Genomic DNA, 17,565 nt, shown 5'->3' on the forward strand with positions numbered 1-17,565 from the left:
ACCAGAAAGCGTGAAGCTGGGATCGGCCCGCCGGCAAGGGGATAAGTTCTCCTGGGAGGCATTGGGTCTGGATGTTAAAAAATGCTGTTTTTGTTAGCTACGGTGCTGATTAAAAACTGTGGGACAGCAGTGAAGTAAAGCTTCCCTTTTTTATTGCAATTATTCTGTTTTTCTCAGACTCTCACCCAGCTCACGCACACTGCGTTTACCGTTAATATGGCGCACATAATACAAGGCTTCACGCGGAATAGTTTTACTGCCTGGCGCAATCTGCCAGTCGCAGCTTAAATGCGCGTTACTCAATACCAGCATTTCCATCAGTTCTTCAACGTCGTCGGCAGCAATATCCACACTCTGTTCGTCTGCCCGACGAACCAGCATGTTTCCTTCACCGATGCCGGACATACCGCCAATCATCAGCAGGCCCTCGTCATTGGTGCAGAAGCTGACAAACATATCCAGTGGTGCTGCTTTGCCCACGGGTAATTCAAACAGATAGTGGTATTCGTGGTAGCGGGAAAACTCGCTGACCGGTAAATCCCAGACAAAACGGGGTTCTTGGTTGACGGTGGTGGGAGTGGTACAGGCGCTGAGAGAAAAAGCCAGTGCCATGGTGCTGATGTTCAGCAGCGTGGAGCGCGCGTTCATAAAATAATACTCTTATTAACAATTGCAATGGCAGCTACTTTGCCCTGATCGGGCTGTGGCGGCAAGTGATGCCTTTGTCGATACAGAATATTGCCGGTTGCGTGGGGCTTTTATGTTGCAGTACTAAACGGCGGGCAAAAAAAAGCGCCGCAGTAGCGGCGCAAACGATCTCCTTAAAATGAATCCGGAGTTCGGAGTGAGAGTAGCGTTATCGTGATTGCTTAAACGGCTCCGCTGGTAGCTGTATTCTCTTCAATGACCGGGTTGGCGTATTCCAGTGACGGATCATCCAGGCTGGCCATTTTGAGCAGTGTCATATCCAGGAAGTAGTTCTGATACAGCTTCCATGGACGTTCATCACCCTGTTGCGGAATCTGATCTTTAACCCGGGAAATATAACCCGACTGCATATCAATAAACGGCAGGCGTTTAATGGTCAGGTTATGGTTGCGCGGGGTAACCTGGCGCACACCTTTGTCATCCATATGCTTGAGCAGACGGCAAACATAGCTGGAAATCAGATCGGCTTTTAATGTCCAGGATGCATTGGTGTAACCGAATACCATGCCCATATTCGGCAGGTCTTCGAACATCACGCCACGGTAACTCATTTTGGTATTTGGCTTCAGCGGTTCGCCGTCAATGGTTACCTGCATATTACCCAGCATCTGCACTTTCAGGCCGGTAGCGGTAATGATGATATCGGCTTCCAGTTTTTTACCGGACTTCAGCTGAATTCCATCTTCAGCAAAACGCTCAATATGATCGGTCACAACAGAGGCTTTACCCTGTTTAATCACCTTGAACATATCGCCTTCGGGTACTGCACACAGACGCTCATCCCATGGCGCGTATTTCGGTGTGAAATGCGTCATATCGAAATCAGCCGGTAACTGTTTTTTTACTGTCCACTGCAGCAGTTTACGGGCCGCATTCGGGAAGCGTTTACAGAAGCGGTACAGGCCAAGAGTGATAGAAACGTTACGGCCGCGGATAATGCGGTAAGCCAGTTTCTGCGGCAGAATTTTGCGCAGCAGGGCAACCATCGCATCCTGTTGCGGAACGCTTAATACATAAGAGGGTGAACGCTGCAGCATGGTGACATGAGCGGCTTTATCGGTCATCGCAGGTACCAGCGTAACTGCAGTGGCGCCACTGCCGATAACAACAACGCGCTTGCCGCTGTAATCCAGATCTTCCGGCCATTGCTGTGGATGGATCACCTGGCCTTTAAAATCATCGCGGCCTTCGAATTCCGGTGTAAAGCCTTCTTCATAGCTGTAATAACCGGTACAGCTCAGCAGGAAATTACAGCAGTATTCTTTTTTGCTGCCGTCGGCCAGCTCAACATCCAGAGTCCAGGTTGCGTTAGCACTGCTCCAGCGAGCAGCTTTTACTTTGTGGCCATAACGGATATGCGGATCAACGTTATTTTCGGCTGATGCTTCACGGATGTAATTACGGATATCGGCACCGTCGGCGATACCTTTTTTATTGGTCCAAGGTTTGAATTCATAACCCAGGGTGAACATATCGGAGTCGGAACGGATGCCAGGGTAACGGAACAGATCCCAGGTACCACCGCTGGCGTCGCGCCCTTCAAGGATTGCAAAGGATTTACCCGGACATTCTTTTTTCAGGTGACAGCCGGCGCCGATACCAGACAGGCCTGCGCCAATAATCAGTACATCAAAATATTCAGTAGCCATGGTGATTTCCGCTTTTCAGAGGTGATCGTTATTGTTATTCGTTGTTCTGATGATCACTTTCTCTTATCGGCGTGTAAAAAAACAGGTGATCCCCTGTCATGTTTGCGGCTTTTATTTTCACTTATTCGGGGTTGGGTGGTACTCAGGCGGCAATGTCGCAGTCTTTGGCCTGATCGGAAAGTAATGCTGTCAGGCGCCAGATCACCGCAGGAAACATCAGTCCCTGCGAGGCTGTAAAGCCTGTTGGCATGGGCTTTTAGCCGGGTAAGGCAGAGGCAGGAGCAGTAAACAGGGGAACAGCGGGTGAAACCCTGCCATCTGGCTTACGGGGGCGTATATGACGGAGGTAAGGGGGTTAGTTCAGGCCAAAGCGTTTCAGATTGATACGCCCGCTGGCACTGAATTCAACGCCTTCACCGTTCAGCAGCGCCTGCTGGCGTGCAGCAGCAGCGCTGCCTGGCGGAAAACTGAGCCGCCCCTGAGCATTAATAACCCGGTACCAGGGCAACTGAGAGCCTTCCGGCAGTTGTGACAACACCCGCCCGACCCAGCGCGCCCGTCCGGGCATACCCGCCAGCGCCGCCAGTTGGCCGTAAGTCACGACGCTTCCGGCAGGAATGCCTGCCAGTGCGGTGTAGAGTCGTTCGTAGGAATCCGATTGCATGGGCAGATAATAACAGTCTCGCTTTATGCGTGGGAACAGAACCGGAAAAGTGGAAAGCTTTTTGCTGATACATCTGCTCATAACCAAAACTCTCAGCAAGAACGCAGAGTCACCTGAAGGAGCAGAAACCTATGGATATGCGCATTCATCCCCAGTCCGGCAGCGTCAGCCCGTTACTGAGTCAGCAGCCACAGACAACAGCCGTTGCCGCCAGTGGCAAGGCATTGCCGGCCGATGGCTATATACCCTCCGCCGAAATTCAGCAGCAGGCCGAAGCCCGTGATGAGCAACTGACAGCCACTTTACAGAGTCTGGATCTAGGGCTGCTGAATCTGCCGGGGCCGGGCGATATCCGCAGCTTTGAAAAGCAGTTTAATCAGGCTCTGGCAGAGGCCGGTATCGACAACAGCCAGGAAATTGAATTGCAGATAGAAAGCGATGGCAGTGTGACGGTCGCAAATGATCACCCGCAGAAAGAGCGCATCGAAGCTTTGTTTGCCGAGCGCGAGTTACAGCAGGGGTTGGTGCGGGCGCAGATGGCGCAGACCTTCGGGAAAATTGGCGCCCTGCATGATCAGTGGCTGCAGAAACTGGCGGCGGGTATGCCCGAAGAGACGGCCAATCAATGGCTGGTAAATGCCACCAAAGCGGTAACGGCCGAGGAAAGTAATCTGAGCTGGAAAGGTGGGAAGGTGCAGGGCGGTGGTGAAGCCATTGCCCTGCACGAGAATCAGCAGTATCTGGCGGTACAGGCCATGGGAGCAGGCTGATGCCTGCCCGGTGCCGTCGTGGAAGTTAGTGAAGCAGCGTCAGTAGCGGTTCATCTGTAAGGCGATCATGCCGGTCAGTTGTTCGACTAATTCGCGCATCTGCGGCGCTCTTACCGGTGACATGCTGTTATAACTGATGCCGGTGGCAATGGCATCGGTGGTGGAATCAATCAGAATATACATTAACCCTTCGGCAATCAGACCGACGGGATTATCCGACTGATATTCATGGGTACTGTTGGAGTCCTGCTCTTCAACGCATTTATGCACACCGATTTTTCCAACCGGGGTGCTGCTCCACAGCATCGTCCGTTGTGACATATCCCACAGCACCATGTTCAGTTGCAGGTTGGTTCCGGCATGCTGACAGCGGCTGCTGGTACGCTCGGCGTGTTTCATTCGTTGCCAGTCAAGAACGCGGAAGTCGATCAGATAATCAAACTGCTGTTGCTGATTTACCAGCAGATTATTGACGACGGCAGAGCGCGCAGGCATCTCCGTGGTTTTAATCTCCTTATCGGCGCTGAGCGCTTCCTGTTGTTCGCTGTCTGATACTGTGGTGGTGTCAGCTGCAGCTGCTGGTTTAGTGAGAATAAAAGACGTGGCATTGGCGACATTGCGGCTGCGTTTAAGCTGGTCGGCCAGCGAGGTGGAAATTAAACGGATTAATTCAGCCTCGTCCGCATCGTCGCCTTTGTGATAACCGGCAATCAGTACTCTTTTATCATCGAAGGTAGAAGTAAAAAAAGCATCGCTGCGATATTCATCTTCCAGCGACACATAAGAGTAGGGCGTGGTGTTGGTGGCGCAGGCGGTGAGTAAAAGGCTGGCTGCCAGAACCATAAAAGCAGAGGCACGTTCTGTTAATGTCGGCATAAGTAAACTGCATCATCCATGAAATAAGATGATCCAGAATAAATACTCCGCTGCCGATAACCAGAGCCTTTATTGCAACAATACGTTGTTGTTAAGCAGCCAATTCATGGCCGCAGAAATATTTCTGTTTTATTACACTCAGCCGCCATAAAAAACGGCAGCCAAAGCTGCCGTTTTTTATTTTGCGGAAATATCCCCGGAGTAACCCGGGTTGGCGGATTACAGACGCAGACCACCGTCTACTTCAATAATACGGCCCGACATATAATCGTTTTCCAGCAGGAAAGCGACGGCCGAGGCGATTTCTTCCGGCTGTCCCATACGCTTGGCCGGAATGCCTGCGGTCATTTTTTCCAGTGCTTCCGGTTTCATGCTGGCGGTCATTTCGGTGGCGATAAAGCCCGGTGCAATGGCGTTGGCACGGATGCCGTAGCGCGCCAGTTCTTTACCCCAGACAACGGCCATGCTGGCAACACCGGCTTTGGCGGCAGAGTAGTTGCTCTGACCCATATTACCGGCGCGGGAAATACTGGAGATATTGATGATGCAGCCGCCTTCGCCGCCGTTAATCATCTGTACCGCCGCTTCGCGTCCGCACAGGAACACGCCGGTCAGGTTCACGTCGATCACGCTCTGCCACTGCGCCAGGCTCATCTTGCTGACTTCGCCGTCTTTTACTTTCACCATCAGACCGTCGCGCAGAATGCCGGCGTTATTCACCAGACCGTGCAGACCGCCCATATCCGCAGCAATGGCGGCGAAGGTGCTTTCTACCTGTTCTTCATTGGCAACGTTACACAGGTAAGTGTTGCCGTTGCTGCCGGCCGCTTCGACCTGGCGTTTTGTTTCATCCATGTGACCCTGATCGAGGTCGATAATGGCAATCCGTGCCCCTTTTGCTGCCAGATAAACCGCCATCGCACGACCCAGACCCTGGCCCGCGCCGGTAATGGCGACCACTTTGTTTTGCAGATCCATACAGAACTCCTGAAATGTTGAAAAGGGGGGTGTTTGTTCGCCGCGGCCTTGCTGAAAACCAGAACTGCAGCCGGGACAGAGGGTAAACAGACGGTCAGATTATAGTCAGTTTTTGTCCCGTATTGACCTATTTGATCTGGCGAAACATAAAAATCCGCCCGATTATACGCCGATAGCATGAGGCCGTGTTATCCGCTGATGGTGGGGGTGATGGTGGGCTTGATTCTGGGGCAGATGCTGGGAATCCGTTCACGCAGTGGTAGACTGCGCGTTTTCCCTGTTGCCGATGCACATGAGCGATAACAATTACACCGTTGCCGATCTGGCCGCTGAGTTCGGCATTACTCCCCGTGCCATCCGTCTGTACGAGAGCAAGGGGCTGATTACCTCGCGCCGCGTCGGGCGCACCATGATCTACGATCACCGCCAGCGCGCGCGGCTGAAAATTGTGCTGCGTTCCAAGCGTGTGGGCTTCTCGCTGGAAGACACCAAATCCTACCTCGATCTGTATGACGCCGACCGCTCCAATCCGGAACGTCTGCTGGGCTTAATGCATCAGTGCCGCACGCGTTTACAGGAGCTGGAAGCCCAGCGCCGCGATCTCGATGCCACCATCGCCGAGCTGCAGAACGTCGAGCAGGCCGCCGGTGCCGATCTCAGCCAGCTCGATATTGCGCCGGAAGAGGCGTACCAGCAGTTTCTGCAGCGCCTGCCATTGTCAGATGACCAGCCAGGCTGATCTTTTTCGTCACGATTTTTCCTCTCATAAGTGCAAATCTGTCAATCCGCTTGAGCGATTTGCACATTGACCCCCCACAGCTCCCCCCGGTAGTCTGAGTTACGTTAAGGTAACTCAGCGGCACTAGCCCCTGTTCCGGCCCGGCCGGAATACCCAGGGCCTGTCGACACTAATTGAATAGGTCCTGCTGAGAGCCAGTTTTTCTCAGAACAAGGAGTGAGGAGGGATATTAACGGGTTAAATGAATGACGAACGACGAAGTTAATGAGAAAAACTGGCCTCAGCCCGAAGGGTTATGGCTAAAAATCCCTCATCCTGCGTTGCTGTTCGCTCGCTGAACCCGTTAGGCCACACTCTCAGCGCCTTGCCTGAGAAATTTTTAGCCAATAACAGGCCTGTTTAATTAGTGTCGACAGGCCCTAGCAAGCTCACGACGAATGGCGGTTAATGGACAACAGCACCGCCGTAAAACGGGCACAAGCCTGCAGATAACAATAATGAGGGCGCAACATGACTTTACCCCTGTCCGGCATGCTGGTGCTGGATCTGTCGCGTTTATTGCCAGGGCCCATGTGCTCGATGCACCTGCACGATATGGGCGCGCGCGTTATTAAGGTGGAAGACACCGGCGCCGGCGATTACACCCGCTCACTGGGCATGCCAAAAGGCTTTGTCAGCCCGGCGTTTCATATTCTTAACCGTGGCAAAGAATCCATCAGCCTCGACCTCTCTATTGCAGAAGGTCATGAACTGCTGATGAAGCTGGTGGCCAAAGCCGACATCCTGCTTGAGAGTTTCCGCCCCGGCGTGATGAAAAAACTTGGTCTGGCTTATGAACAGCTGAAAGCGGTTAACCCGCGGCTGGTGGTCTGTTCCATTTCCGGCTTTGGCCAGACCGGCCCCTGGGCCGACAAAGCCGGTCACGATATGAATTACTGCGCCACCGCCGGCGTGCTCGATCAGGTCGGTGAAGCCGGTGGTGCGCCAACCTTAAGTAATTTCCAGATTGCCGATCTGGCCGGTGGTTCACTCAGTGCCGCCATGGCTATTTTAGGCGGTGTGGTTGGCCGTCTGAATTCGCAATTAAATGGCGGCGCGGGCGAAGGCTGTTACCTCGATATTTCCATGACCGACTGCACCTTCGCGCACAATGTGATTCCGCTGGCGACCATGAATTTAATGGGTAAATCATTACCGCGCGGACAGGACATGCTGACCGGTGCGCGCCCCTGTTATGGCATTTATAAAACCGCCGACGATCTGTATATGGCAGTGGGCTCGCTGGAGCAAAAATTCTGGAATCAGGTCTGCGAAGTTCTGGGTCATCCGGAATGGCAAAACCGGTACTGGGATATGGGCGCCAAAGCCGAATTATTACGTGCTGAAGTGGCAGAGGTTTTTGCCTCTGAACCACAAAGCCACTGGCGCGAAGTCTTTGCCGATACCGATTGCTGCGTTACGCCGATTTTAAGTCCGCAGCAGGCGTTCGAGCATCCGCAATTACTGGCGCGGGAAATGGTGCAGGTATTAACCACCGCCCAGGGGCAGAAAATCCGTTGTCCGGCACCGGCCATTCAGTTTGGCGAACAAAAACACATCACCGATAAACCCGGCCCGGAGCAGGGCGAACACACACTCAGCGTTCTGCAGGAGCTGGCATTGGCCGAGGCCGATATTCAGCAACTGCTGAGCCGCGGAGTAATCCGTCAGGCCGGACATGAAATGGCCACATCCACCGATAACAGTAATAAAAAATCATCGACACCAAGCACCAAGGAGACCACGGTATGATCCCACGCAGTGTATTTACCGAAGAGCACAACATGTTCCGCGACAGCGTACGCAAATTTATGCAGCGCGAAATTCAGCCACACTGGGAAGAGTGGGAAGCACAGGGTCATATTTCCCGTGAAGCCTGGCTGAAAGCCGGTGAAGCCGGCATTTTATGCACCCATATTCCGGAAGAATACGGCGGTGCCGGTGTGGATTTCCGTTATTCGGCTATTGCCATCGAAGAGCAGGGTTATGTGTTTGCTTCAGGCCCGGGTTTCTCCCTGCACTCCGATATTGTTGCCCCGTATATCCTGCATTACGGCAGCGAAGAGCAGAAACAGAAATGGCTGCCAAAAATGTGTACCGGTGAAGTGATTACCGCCATCGCCATGACCGAGCCGGGCACCGGTTCCGACCTGGCCGGTGTGCGTACCACCGCCACCGAAGACGGCGACCATTATGTCATTAACGGTTCCAAAACTTTTATCACCAACGGTCAGATGGCCGACCTCTATATTGTGGTCGCCAAAACCGATACCAGCGCCGGCGCCAAAGGCGTGAGCCTGTTTCTGGTCGAAGCCGACCGTGCCGGTTTCAGCCGCGGTCAGAACCTGAAAAAAGTCGGTATGAAAGCGCAGGATACCTCTGAGCTGTTTTTCGACAATGTACGTATTCCGAAAGAAAACCTGCTCGGCCAGCGTAATGCCGGTTTTATTTATCTGATGCAGGAACTGGCACAGGAGCGTCTGAGCGTTGCCATTATTGGCGCCGCTGCTGCGCGTGCCTGCTACGACGCTACTGTTACCTACGTGAAAGAGCGTAAAGCCTTCGGTAAGCCGGTGGCTTCTTTCCAGAATACCCGCTTTAAACTGGCCGAAATCCGTACCGAACTGGAAGTAACCCAGTGCTACGTTGACCGCTGTCTGGAACTGCATTGCGAAGGCAAACTGAGCATCGACGCTGCGGCCTCGGTCAAACTCTGGGCCACCGAAGCACAGTGCCGCATTATCGACGAGTGTGTGCAGCTGCACGGCGGTTACGGCTATATGTGGGAATACCCGGTTGCCCGTGCTTACGCCGACTCGCGTGTACAGCGTATTTACGCCGGTACTTCTGAAATCATGAAAGAAATTATTTCGCGTACTATTTAAGCCTGTGCGCACAAGGAGTTTTTAAATGACTGATGCCTATATTTTCGACGCGGTACGCACACCGCGCGGTCGTGGTAAAAAAGACGGCGGCCTGCACACAGTAACACCGGTCAGCCTGATGTCGGGTTTATTGCGTGGCCTGCAGGAACGCCACGATCTGGATACTTCTCAGATTGACGACGTGGTACTGGGTTGTGTGGAACCGGTAATGGAACAGGGCGCCGATATCGCCCGTACCGCGGTATTAATGGCCGACTATGCACAAACCTGTGCCGGTACTGTGGTCAGTCGTTTCTGTGCTTCGGGCCTCGAAGCGGTGAATATGGCTGCCGCCAAAGTCAAAGCCGGTGAAGCGCAGATGACCATCGGCGGTGGTGTGGAATGTATGTCACGCATTCCGATGGGTGCCGGCGGAGGCGCTTATTACACCGATCCTGCAGTAACCAATAAATTGTCGTTTGTACCTCAGGGCATTTCCGCTGATTTAATTGCTACCCTGAATGGCTTTTCCCGTGCCGATGTGGACGCCTACGCGGTGGAATCACAGCGTCGCGCCAAACACGCCTGGGATAATGGCTACTTTAAAAATTCCATTATTCCGGTGAAAGACCAGCTCGGTTTAACCCTGCTCGACCGTGACGAACATATGCGCCCGGAAGCGACGGTTGAATCGCTGGCCGGTCTGAAGCCATCGTTCGAAATGCACGGCGGTCTGGGTTTTAACGCCATTGCCCAGCAGGTGTATCCGCAGGTTGAGCGTATTAACCACGTGCACCACGCCGGTAACTCCTCCGGTATTGTTGACGGTGCTTCGGCGATATTAATCGGTACCAAAGAAATGGGTCAGGCGCTGGGATTAAAACCACGTGCCCGTATCCGCTCGGCAGCGTCTATTGGTTCTGAACCAACCATCATGCTTACCGGTCCGGCGCCGTCTGCGCGTAAAGCGCTGAAAAACGGCATGATGCAGGCCAGCGATATCGACCTGTGGGAACTGAACGAAGCCTTTGCCTCGGTGGTTCTGCTGTTTATGAAAGATATGAATATTGACCACAGCAAAATCAACGTGAATGGCGGTGCCATTGCCATGGGCCATCCGCTGGGTGCAACCGGAGCCATGATTCTTGGCACTGTGCTGGATGAACTGGAGCGTCGCGACCTGAACACCGCATTAATCAACCTGTGCGTTGGTGGTGGTATGGGGACTGCCACCATCATCGAACGGGTTTAAAAGCTCAGGCTTTGACAGATTAAAGGATATGTTATGACTACATTTACGCATGAAATCGACGCTCAGGGTATTGCGGTTTTAACCTGGGACGATCAGAACGGGCCGGTAAACTCACTGGCACAGAGTGCGGTAATCGCACTGAACGAAGCACTCGAAACCCTGCTGGCTAACGATGCGGTAAAAGGCATTGTATTAACCTCAGGTAAATCCGATTTTGTTGTCGGCGCGAATTTAAAAGAAATTCAGACCATGCCGCAAAATGCCGAAACCATTATCGGTTTTGTGCGCAGCCTGCATCAGATTATGCGCCGCATGGAGCAGGGCGGTAAGCCGATTGTTGCTGCCTTAAACGGCACTGCACTGGGTGGCGGTATGGAAATCGCGCTGGCCTGCCATCACCGTATTGCCGCCGATAATCCGAAAGCCGTGTTCGGTTTTCCTGAAGTGAATCTGGGTCTGCTGCCGGGTGGCGGTGGTACTCAGCGTCTGGCGCGTATGCTGGGTATTCAGGCGGCGATGCCGTGGTTGTTGCAGGCGACCCAGGCGAAAGCGAAAGAAGCCAAAGCCGCCGGTCTGATTAACGACGTGGTTGCCGCAGAAGAACTGATTGCCGCGGCCAAACAATGGCTGCTGGATAACCCGAAGGCCTGTGTACAGCCATGGGATGAGAAGAAATTTAAATTACCGGGTGGCGAAGTCCAGTCAGCTAAAGTAGCGCAGGTATTTATGGGCGCAGAAGCCATGCTGCGCAAGAAAACCATGGGTAATTACCTCGCACCACAGCGTATTCTGCAGGCCTTGTTTGAAGGCTGTCAGCTGCCGATTGATCAGGCACTGGATGTTGAAGCGCGTTACTTTACCGAGCTGCTGCTGTCTGATCAGGCAAAAGCCATGATCCGCACTTTCTTTGTCGCGCTGCAGGATGCCAACAAACTGAAAAACCGCCCACAAGGCGTGGAGAAAAAACAGTTTAACAAAGTTGGTATTTTAGGTGCCGGTATGATGGGTGCCGGTATTGCCTATTCTTCCGCCATGAGCGGTATGGAAGTGGTGCTGCTGGATACCGCGCAGGAATCCGCCGATAAAGGCAAAAGCTATTCTGAAGGCCTGCTGAAAAAACGTGTATCACGCGGAAAAATGGCGCAGGAAAAAGCCGATGCGACACTGGCACGTATTCTCGCCACCACCGACTATAACGACCTGAAAGGTTGTGATCTGGTGATCGAAGCGGTATTCGAAGACCGCGCTATTAAAGCCGACGTAACCGCCAAAGCCGAAGCCGTGCTGGGTGATGACGCTATTTTTGCTTCCAACACCTCGACCCTGCCGATTACCGGCCTGGCCGAAGCCAGCAAACGTCCTGAGCAGTTTATTGGTCTGCACTTTTTCTCACCGGTCGACAAAATGCCGCTGGTGGAAATTATTATGGGCGAAAAAACCTCGCAACATACCCTGGCCTGGGCGCTGGATTATGTGCAGCAACTGAAGAAAACCCCGATTACCGTTAACGACAGCCGTGGTTTCTACACCTCGCGTGTATTTAAAACCTACGTGCTCGAAGGTATGGCGCTGCTGAAAGAAGGCGTATCACCGGCGCTGATCGAAAACGTAGGCAAACTGGCCGGTATGCCGGTTGGCCCGCTGGCGCTGAGCGACGAAGTTACGCTGGAACTGATGGACCGCATTGGCCGCCAGACCCAGAAAGACCTGGGCGACGCCTATGTATCGCACCCGGCTGACGAAGTGGTGCAGTACATGGTGCACGAAGCCAAGCGTATTGGTAAAAAAGCCGGTGTCGGTTTCTACGATTATCCGGCCGACCCACAAGGTAAAAAATCCCTGTGGAGCGGACTGGCAGAACGCTTCCCGCTGGCGGCTGAACAGCCATCGGTGGAATACGTAAAACAGCGTCTGCTGTACGCACAGGCGGTAGAAACCCTGCACTGTGTGGCCGAAGGTGTGATTACCCGTGCTCATGAAGTCGATATCGGCTCCATTTTTGGCTGGGGCTTTGCGCCACAGACCGGCGGCGTAATCTCCTTTGTAGAAACCATGGAAGGCATCGATACCTTTATCGCCAATGCCGACCAGCTGGCCGCCAACGTTGGCGACCGCTACAAAATCCCGGGAATGCTGCGGGAAATGGCTGCGCAGGGTAAATCTTTTTACGCCTGAGGTGGTTGTTAGATTAAGCGTGAAATAAAAAAGCCTGCCGGGAGACCGGCAGGCTTTTTGGTTTTGGGTAACGCTGCGCACAGCGGCCGGAGGTCCGTTGCTGCGCCTTGTTATGCACTTTTTGGGTAACCGAAGAGAACACCTTTAGATAAGCCCTTTATGAGCTAAGCTCCGGTAATGCTCCCCAAGCACAGTAAGGCGAACGCTTTTACTTTCCATGGCTGCGTGCCACATATGTGGTGCACCTTCTGGAACAACCAAACCAACGCGATTGTACTTCTGTAATATCTCAAAAATTGCATTGTGCTCTGGATCTGGAGCTGGAATGCCTTGAGGATTTTTTTCCCATGATTCGTGGCGTTCTGGCTCATATGTTGGATCAAGTTTAAACTGGAAGCCTGATGAGGGGAAAAATTCAGAAATACGGCGAAGCTCAGTAATTGCCAATGGGGGCTGGACTTTTCGCAAAGACACAAAACGGTTTACATTAGTTTTGAAAACCGGTCGTTGAGCCCATGGGCCAAGAGACTGATCAACATGTGCGTAGACGCCGCCTGGTGTTACATCACCAACAAGGTTTCCGGCTGCACCTCCTAATGCATCAACCAGAAGGCTAGTGAAAACACCGGCACCGTTTTCTTCTGTTGCATATTGTTCAGCTGTTGATGCGGTTAGAATCGTCACACCATCACTTATCTCTGCCACTTTTTGCTGTAAAGCACTTCCTCCGGCGACTCCGCTATGACAACTGTCTAGAACGATTACCCTATTCTGTATTCTAGACTGGTTTGCCATAACCATTATCTCTGCTAACGGAACACCATCATTTCCAGTTTTTACATCAGAAGAACAAAGGTATCCACCTGTAGCCTCAATATGCCCATGGCCAGCAAAATACAAAACTGCAACTTCACCATCACCGGAAAACAATTCCTGAATTGAACTACGTAGTTCATCGCGATCACATGTGTCGCTGGGGCCCGTCGAAACGAGATGCTTGACTCCAAAATTTACTGAACCGTCCGCATGTCGTTCCAGCATAGCTTTGACAGCAAATGAGTCGTTAACGCAGCCAAAAAGTGGACTAACGTTTGCGTAATAATCAATTCCTACAATCAGAGCTTTGCGCATTAGAGGCTATCAATCCAGTTAGCAATGTTGTCCCATGTCCAAACCATCGTATTCAAACCTTCGATGTTGGTACGATCATCTTTGTATGCCCAAATTCCTCGAATTTTCACTTTCTCGTCTTTGGCGCACTTAATTTCCCACTTCTGACCGGTAGAGGTTAATGAGTTTTTGCTAACAATTGCTAGCACACCATCAGACCGGAGTATCCGTGTTCGTACTTTTTTCTTCCATTCTTCGTCGTATGCCTCTTTAACAGACATATCTATATACTCGAAAGGAGAGTCCGTATTCAGGGATTGACCCTTTATCATATTCCTAATTTTTTCGTCTTCGATTGCAAAAGCTACAAAGATAGTTTTCTTACTTGCCATAGTTCAGTTTCCTTTTTTTGCATAACAGTTTATTCGTAGGCATGCTCATTAACACACCTAAGCCCTTATTCAGATTTCCAGCCTAACCTATTGTCCGGGCTGTAAAAATCATCGTTATTTTCTTTCTTGTTAGGATATAAATGCGCATGCGCGCTTTTACCCTGAACCGTTCTTTACATTTTGCGCGTTATCACTTTTCGCAGAATCCTAAGTGATTGATTTTCTTGCCCTCTTTCTGGACCGAAGGTGTCAATCCGCGCATGCGCGTTTTGCTGCCGGAGCGTAAACGCGCATCAGTTTCCGCAAACAGTAAAATATACTGGTTGTTTGTACATTGTTTTCTCTGGTGATGTTCAGTGCTTTTCGGCAGTGAAAATCGCTCAGGTCTGCTTGTATTCCAAACACGCTGCCGCCCGTCCTTATAAGCGCGGGTCAGGAATAGCGTGGTTTTATCATTCGGGGTTGTAAGCGGGGAGGACGTATGTCCGGACGGTGTGTTCGTACGATATGGCGGCATCCCTGCGATGGTTTGAGAGTACTGAATTTGGGAAGTGGATTCAATTAGTTGATAAATTTGGTTACAAGTGGCAAATGGCGACAGGTATTGCTTTGGCTCTTCCTGATAATGAAAGCGGTTGTCTGGTGGGCAGTGCCCACCCTACCTATCGGCATTTCAGCCTGAACTTATGTTCATCTGTTGTCGCGGATAAGATCCGCTCCTGCAGTGCGGTGTCTGTTGTTATATCCGGCGTTGCGTTTGAATTTCTGCGTCTGCAGTTCACGGTATCGCGGCTGAAAGCCGCTCCCACGACAGATAGCTGTTCCTGCAGTCTCGCGGGCATGGGCATGGCCCGTTCCTACAACTAGGCGTTTGTTTTATATACGGCGTTGCGTCTGAGTTTTTGCGTCTGCAGTTCACGGTATCGCGGATAAAATCCGCTCCCACAGTTGGGCGTTTGCTTTTATATAAGGCCTTGCGTGATTGATGGTTTGTGCGCCTGCAGGACGCCGGTTTGAATAATGCTGCGCCGGTACGCCCCGGCATGGATGCCGGGCGAGCGAATAGGGCCATGGACGGCCCATTATTCGCGCTACCGCGACCGCAGGATTATTCAGAGCGGAAGAAGTCCTGCACAGCGCGAAGCGGGGAGTTTGCCCGACCGGCGTGAGGGGTAAGACCCCTCAAAGAGGTCATAGGGCCGGGCGGCAGCCTAAAAAGCCAGCCCGCGCAGCGGCTACAACTCAGAGCGTAGTAGCGGGCCGCACAAAAATCAGTCCACGCAGCGGCTGCAAAACAAACCAGCTATCGCGGCTGAAAGCCGCTCCCACAGGTCCCGGCTTTATCGCGAACAGAAAAAATCACAGGGCCGGGCGGCAGCCCAAACACCAGCCCGCGCAGCGGCTGCAACTCAGAGCGCAATTCTTTCCAGAACCAACAAAGCGGCAGGCACTACTACGCAGAGCGTAGTAGTGAGCTGTGCTCTGTAAGAAACCTCCCCTCCACACGACTACCGGGTTATCTCAAAAAAAGGATAACGCTATGAACCGCTTTCTCACGACTTCATTTTCTGCAGCACTCCTGGCATTGGCTCTGTCGGGCTGTGGCGGTAACGACTCTGACTCTTCAGATAATGACCCGCAGGGTCAGGGTGAGGTGCAGTACAAACTGACCTTTACCACATTGTGGAATGCAGAGGATTTTCCACAGGGCTTTCCATCCAATCCGCATTTTTCGCCTTTGGTCGGCGCCACTCATAATGAGCAAACGGTGATCTGGCGACCGCTGGATCAGCAATCAACCGCAGGTATTGAGCAGGTTGCGGAAACCGGTGGTACTTCGCTGTTCCGGGCTGAGTTACAGGAGCGTAAAACCCAGGGCTATGTGCAGAATATTCTGCTGGCTGGTGGTGGTGTGGGCAGTCCGGGCGAAACCGTGCTGCGCTTCCGTGCCAGCGAGCAATTTCCGCTGTTGTCGATTATCAGTATGATCGCACCGAGCCCGGATTGGTTTGTCGGCCTGCGTGATGTGAATCTGCGCGAGGGCGGCGAATGGCTGGAGTCGGCGACATTTAATCTGGCGCTGTACGATGCCAGCACCGATCTTGGTGTTGCTTTTACCAGTGCCGACAGTGACGGTGGCGACGGCATTATCCGCCTGTTAAGCAGTGATGTCAGCGATACCGATTTTAATAACGGCGTACACCGTAGCAGCGGTTTATATGTCGCGACCATGCAGTTGCAGCGAGAGTAATAACAGCGTTGTTGCCGTATTTATTTACATACGCATAAAGGGAAGCGGTTTTTCATAAGTGAAATATTTATTCTGAGAAACCGCTTTGCGTCTTAATAAAAACGTACTTGCTGATTCAGGTCGCGGATAAGATCCGCTCCTACCATTCGGAGTTTGTTTTTAAATCCGGCGTTGCGTCTGAATTTCTGCGCACGTGGCCCGCCGCAGCGAACGATGGTTTTTCTGATTCGCCGGGCATGGATGCCCGGCGAGCGCGCAGCGACTGGGACCATTTTGTCCGGAACAAAATTGAACAGCCGCAGGCTGGCCCGAAGGGCGAAAGGCAGGATGCCTGGAGTCTCTGCACGGGCGCGTGGTCAGAAAAACCGAGTGAGCAAGGATAAACGGGCAACAAAGCGCAAAGCAGGGGCCCGGGGAGAAGTTCCCCGGATTGGGGCGCAGGGGCTTGCCCCGCATTGGCTTTGAATTAATAGAAAAAGCCAGCCCGCGCAGCGGCTACAACTCAGAGCACAATTATTTTCAGAACCAACGAAGCGGCAGGCACTACTACGCAGAGCACAGTAGCGAGCCGAGTATCGCGGCTGAAAGCCGCTCCCACATCTGAAAGCCGCTTCCACAACAGAAAGCTGTTTCTGCAGCCTCTCGGGCATTGCCCGTTCCTACTCAGTCGTATCGGTAAGGCTGCCCATCACCCCGGCAAACCATCCAGTTTGGCCACATCCTCTAAATCGTGATCCCAGTCGGCCTTACTCGCCATAAATAAATGCGCATTGGGGCGCATGCTCAGGCTGTTATCCAGACTGCCGGCGGGCACCACCAGTAACTGGCCGTCCATCTGCTGGGTGGGCAGGGCAGAGCCACATTCGCGGCAAAAACTTTTGCAATGGCGGCTGTCGGGCAGGTTAAACACCTTTACCTGTTCTGCGCCGCGCTCCCAGTTCAATGTGGCACTGGTGGAGAACAGGTTGGCGGCATGGGCCGAGCCGGTGTCTTTCTGGCAGTGCTGGCAGTGGCACAGGAAAAAACTCTGGAAGTCGCCGTTTACGGTAAATTGCACGGCGCCGCAAAGGCAGGAGCCTTTATACGATGTGGTCATGG

At 52.6% G+C, this 17,565-nt stretch carries 17 protein-coding genes; 9 read left to right on the forward strand and 8 right to left on the reverse strand.

The window, feature by feature from the left end:
- Positions 1-159 precede the first annotated feature (159 nt).
- The 3 genes from HUF18_RS18290 to HUF18_RS18300 form a co-directional block, all read right to left on the reverse strand.
- Positions 160-648 (reverse strand): hypothetical protein, encoded by a 489-nt coding sequence (locus HUF18_RS18290; protein ID WP_225693291.1) that lies wholly within the window; start codon positions 646-648, stop codon positions 160-162.
- A 221-nt stretch (positions 649-869) separates the two neighbouring features.
- Positions 870-2,357 carry a flavin-containing monooxygenase gene (locus HUF18_RS18295; protein ID WP_145466068.1) on the reverse strand — a complete coding sequence of 496 codons (1,488 nt, stop codon included), beginning with the start codon at positions 2,355-2,357 and terminating at the stop codon, positions 870-872.
- Between the two features lie 355 nt (positions 2,358-2,712).
- The gene (locus tag HUF18_RS18300; RefSeq protein ID WP_222428426.1) at positions 2,713-3,021 is read right to left on the reverse strand and encodes an MGMT family protein; all 309 of its coding nucleotides are present in this window, start codon (positions 3,019-3,021) and stop codon (positions 2,713-2,715) included.
- Positions 3,022-3,152: 131 nt separating this feature from the next.
- Between HUF18_RS18300 and HUF18_RS18305 the strand changes: the two genes are divergently transcribed.
- Positions 3,153-3,791 (forward strand): hypothetical protein, encoded by a 639-nt coding sequence (locus tag HUF18_RS18305; RefSeq protein WP_225693293.1) that lies wholly within the window; start codon positions 3,153-3,155, stop codon positions 3,789-3,791.
- A 39-nt stretch (positions 3,792-3,830) separates the two neighbouring features.
- Here HUF18_RS18305 and HUF18_RS18310 read toward each other — a convergent pair whose 3' ends face one another.
- Together HUF18_RS18310 and HUF18_RS18315 are read right to left on the reverse strand one after the other, a co-directional pair.
- Entirely contained in the window at positions 3,831-4,667 is an 837-nt protein-coding gene (locus tag HUF18_RS18310) for a hypothetical protein (protein WP_225693295.1), read from the reverse strand.
- A 219-nt stretch (positions 4,668-4,886) separates the two neighbouring features.
- Positions 4,887-5,645 (reverse strand): SDR family oxidoreductase, encoded by a 759-nt coding sequence (locus HUF18_RS18315; RefSeq protein WP_145466062.1) that lies wholly within the window; start codon positions 5,643-5,645, stop codon positions 4,887-4,889.
- Positions 5,646-5,937: 292 nt separating this feature from the next.
- Between HUF18_RS18315 and HUF18_RS18320 the strand changes: the two genes are divergently transcribed.
- The 5 genes from HUF18_RS18320 to HUF18_RS18340 all read left to right on the forward strand — a co-directional run bounded on the left by HUF18_RS18320 (position 5,938) and on the right by HUF18_RS18340 (position 12,714).
- Positions 5,938-6,384, forward strand: coding sequence for a MerR family transcriptional regulator (locus HUF18_RS18320; protein ID WP_225693296.1), 447 nt, complete (start codon positions 5,938-5,940; stop codon positions 6,382-6,384).
- A gap of 510 nt (positions 6,385-6,894) precedes the next feature.
- Positions 6,895-8,175 carry a CaiB/BaiF CoA transferase family protein gene (locus tag HUF18_RS18325; RefSeq protein ID WP_225693297.1) on the forward strand — a complete coding sequence of 427 codons (1,281 nt, stop codon included), beginning with the start codon at positions 6,895-6,897 and terminating at the stop codon, positions 8,173-8,175.
- Entirely contained in the window at positions 8,172-9,308 is a 1,137-nt protein-coding gene (locus HUF18_RS18330; RefSeq protein ID WP_145466056.1) for an acyl-CoA dehydrogenase family protein, read from the forward strand. The genes HUF18_RS18325 and HUF18_RS18330 overlap by 4 nt, the downstream gene beginning before the upstream one ends.
- A 25-nt stretch (positions 9,309-9,333) precedes the next feature.
- Positions 9,334-10,539: an acetyl-CoA C-acetyltransferase gene (locus HUF18_RS18335; protein WP_145466055.1), complete on the forward strand. Its 1,206-nt coding sequence runs from the start codon at positions 9,334-9,336 to the stop codon at positions 10,537-10,539.
- Between the two features lie 33 nt (positions 10,540-10,572).
- A complete protein-coding gene (locus HUF18_RS18340; RefSeq protein ID WP_225693298.1) occupies positions 10,573-12,714 on the forward strand; it encodes a 3-hydroxyacyl-CoA dehydrogenase NAD-binding domain-containing protein in 2,142 nt (713 codons plus the stop codon).
- Between the two features lie 144 nt (positions 12,715-12,858).
- On the opposite strand, the gene HUF18_RS18345 is transcribed toward HUF18_RS18340, so the two are convergent.
- Complete coding sequence (locus tag HUF18_RS18345; protein WP_225693299.1) at positions 12,859-13,845, reverse strand: caspase family protein; 987 nt, start codon at positions 13,843-13,845, stop codon at positions 12,859-12,861.
- A complete protein-coding gene (locus HUF18_RS18350; protein WP_225693300.1) occupies positions 13,845-14,216 on the reverse strand; it encodes a TIR domain-containing protein in 372 nt (123 codons plus the stop codon). The genes HUF18_RS18345 and HUF18_RS18350 overlap by 1 nt, the downstream gene beginning before the upstream one ends.
- A 507-nt stretch (positions 14,217-14,723) precedes the next feature.
- Here HUF18_RS18350 and HUF18_RS18355 point away from each other — a divergent pair.
- The 3 genes from HUF18_RS18355 (at position 14,724) to HUF18_RS18365 (ending at position 16,850) form a co-directional block, all read left to right on the forward strand.
- Positions 14,724-15,083: a hypothetical protein gene (locus HUF18_RS18355; protein WP_225693301.1), complete on the forward strand. Its 360-nt coding sequence runs from the start codon at positions 14,724-14,726 to the stop codon at positions 15,081-15,083.
- Between the two features lie 673 nt (positions 15,084-15,756).
- A complete protein-coding gene (locus tag HUF18_RS18360) occupies positions 15,757-16,467 on the forward strand; it encodes a spondin domain-containing protein (RefSeq protein WP_225693302.1) in 711 nt (236 codons plus the stop codon).
- Positions 16,468-16,574: 107 nt separating this feature from the next.
- The gene (locus HUF18_RS18365) at positions 16,575-16,850 is read left to right on the forward strand and encodes a hypothetical protein (RefSeq protein ID WP_225693303.1); all 276 of its coding nucleotides are present in this window, start codon (positions 16,575-16,577) and stop codon (positions 16,848-16,850) included.
- A 305-nt stretch (positions 16,851-17,155) separates the two neighbouring features.
- On the opposite strand, the gene HUF18_RS18370 is transcribed toward HUF18_RS18365, so the two are convergent.
- Complete coding sequence (locus HUF18_RS18370; protein ID WP_225693305.1) at positions 17,156-17,563, reverse strand: GFA family protein; 408 nt, start codon at positions 17,561-17,563, stop codon at positions 17,156-17,158.
- Positions 17,564-17,565: the final 2 nt, after the last annotated feature.

Origin of the sequence: Thalassolituus sp. ST750PaO-4, assembly GCF_020320405.1 — a bacterium.
GTDB classification, from domain to species: domain Bacteria; phylum Pseudomonadota; class Gammaproteobacteria; order Pseudomonadales; family Oceanobacteraceae; genus Venatoribacter; species Venatoribacter alkanivorans.

Bases quoted from the DNA above. Each gene is read 5' to 3' on its own strand.
- HUF18_RS18340 (WP_225693298.1), top strand. From the start codon at position 10,573: ATGACTACATTTACGCATGAAATCGACGCTCAGGGTATTGCGGTTTTA.
- HUF18_RS18300 (WP_222428426.1), bottom strand. From the start codon at position 3,021: ATGCAATCGGATTCCTACGAACGACTCTACACCGCACTGGCAGGCATT.
- HUF18_RS18290 (WP_225693291.1), bottom strand. From the start codon at position 648: ATGAACGCGCGCTCCACGCTGCTGAACATCAGCACCATGGCACTGGCT.
- HUF18_RS18370 (WP_225693305.1), bottom strand. From the start codon at position 17,563: ATGACCACATCGTATAAAGGCTCCTGCCTTTGCGGCGCCGTGCAATTT.
- HUF18_RS18310 (WP_225693295.1), bottom strand. From the start codon at position 4,667: ATGCCGACATTAACAGAACGTGCCTCTGCTTTTATGGTTCTGGCAGCC.
- HUF18_RS18325 (WP_225693297.1), top strand. From the start codon at position 6,895: ATGACTTTACCCCTGTCCGGCATGCTGGTGCTGGATCTGTCGCGTTTA.
- HUF18_RS18320 (WP_225693296.1), top strand. From the start codon at position 5,938: ATGAGCGATAACAATTACACCGTTGCCGATCTGGCCGCTGAGTTCGGC.
- HUF18_RS18350 (WP_225693300.1), bottom strand. From the start codon at position 14,216: ATGGCAAGTAAGAAAACTATCTTTGTAGCTTTTGCAATCGAAGACGAA.
- HUF18_RS18295 (WP_145466068.1), bottom strand. From the start codon at position 2,357: ATGGCTACTGAATATTTTGATGTACTGATTATTGGCGCAGGCCTGTCT.
- HUF18_RS18360 (WP_225693302.1), top strand. From the start codon at position 15,757: ATGAACCGCTTTCTCACGACTTCATTTTCTGCAGCACTCCTGGCATTG.
- HUF18_RS18315 (WP_145466062.1), bottom strand. From the start codon at position 5,645: ATGGATCTGCAAAACAAAGTGGTCGCCATTACCGGCGCGGGCCAGGGT.
- HUF18_RS18330 (WP_145466056.1), top strand. From the start codon at position 8,172: ATGATCCCACGCAGTGTATTTACCGAAGAGCACAACATGTTCCGCGAC.
- HUF18_RS18345 (WP_225693299.1), bottom strand. From the start codon at position 13,845: ATGCGCAAAGCTCTGATTGTAGGAATTGATTATTACGCAAACGTTAGT.
- HUF18_RS18305 (WP_225693293.1), top strand. From the start codon at position 3,153: ATGGATATGCGCATTCATCCCCAGTCCGGCAGCGTCAGCCCGTTACTG.
- HUF18_RS18355 (WP_225693301.1), top strand. From the start codon at position 14,724: ATGGCGGCATCCCTGCGATGGTTTGAGAGTACTGAATTTGGGAAGTGG.
- HUF18_RS18335 (WP_145466055.1), top strand. From the start codon at position 9,334: ATGACTGATGCCTATATTTTCGACGCGGTACGCACACCGCGCGGTCGT.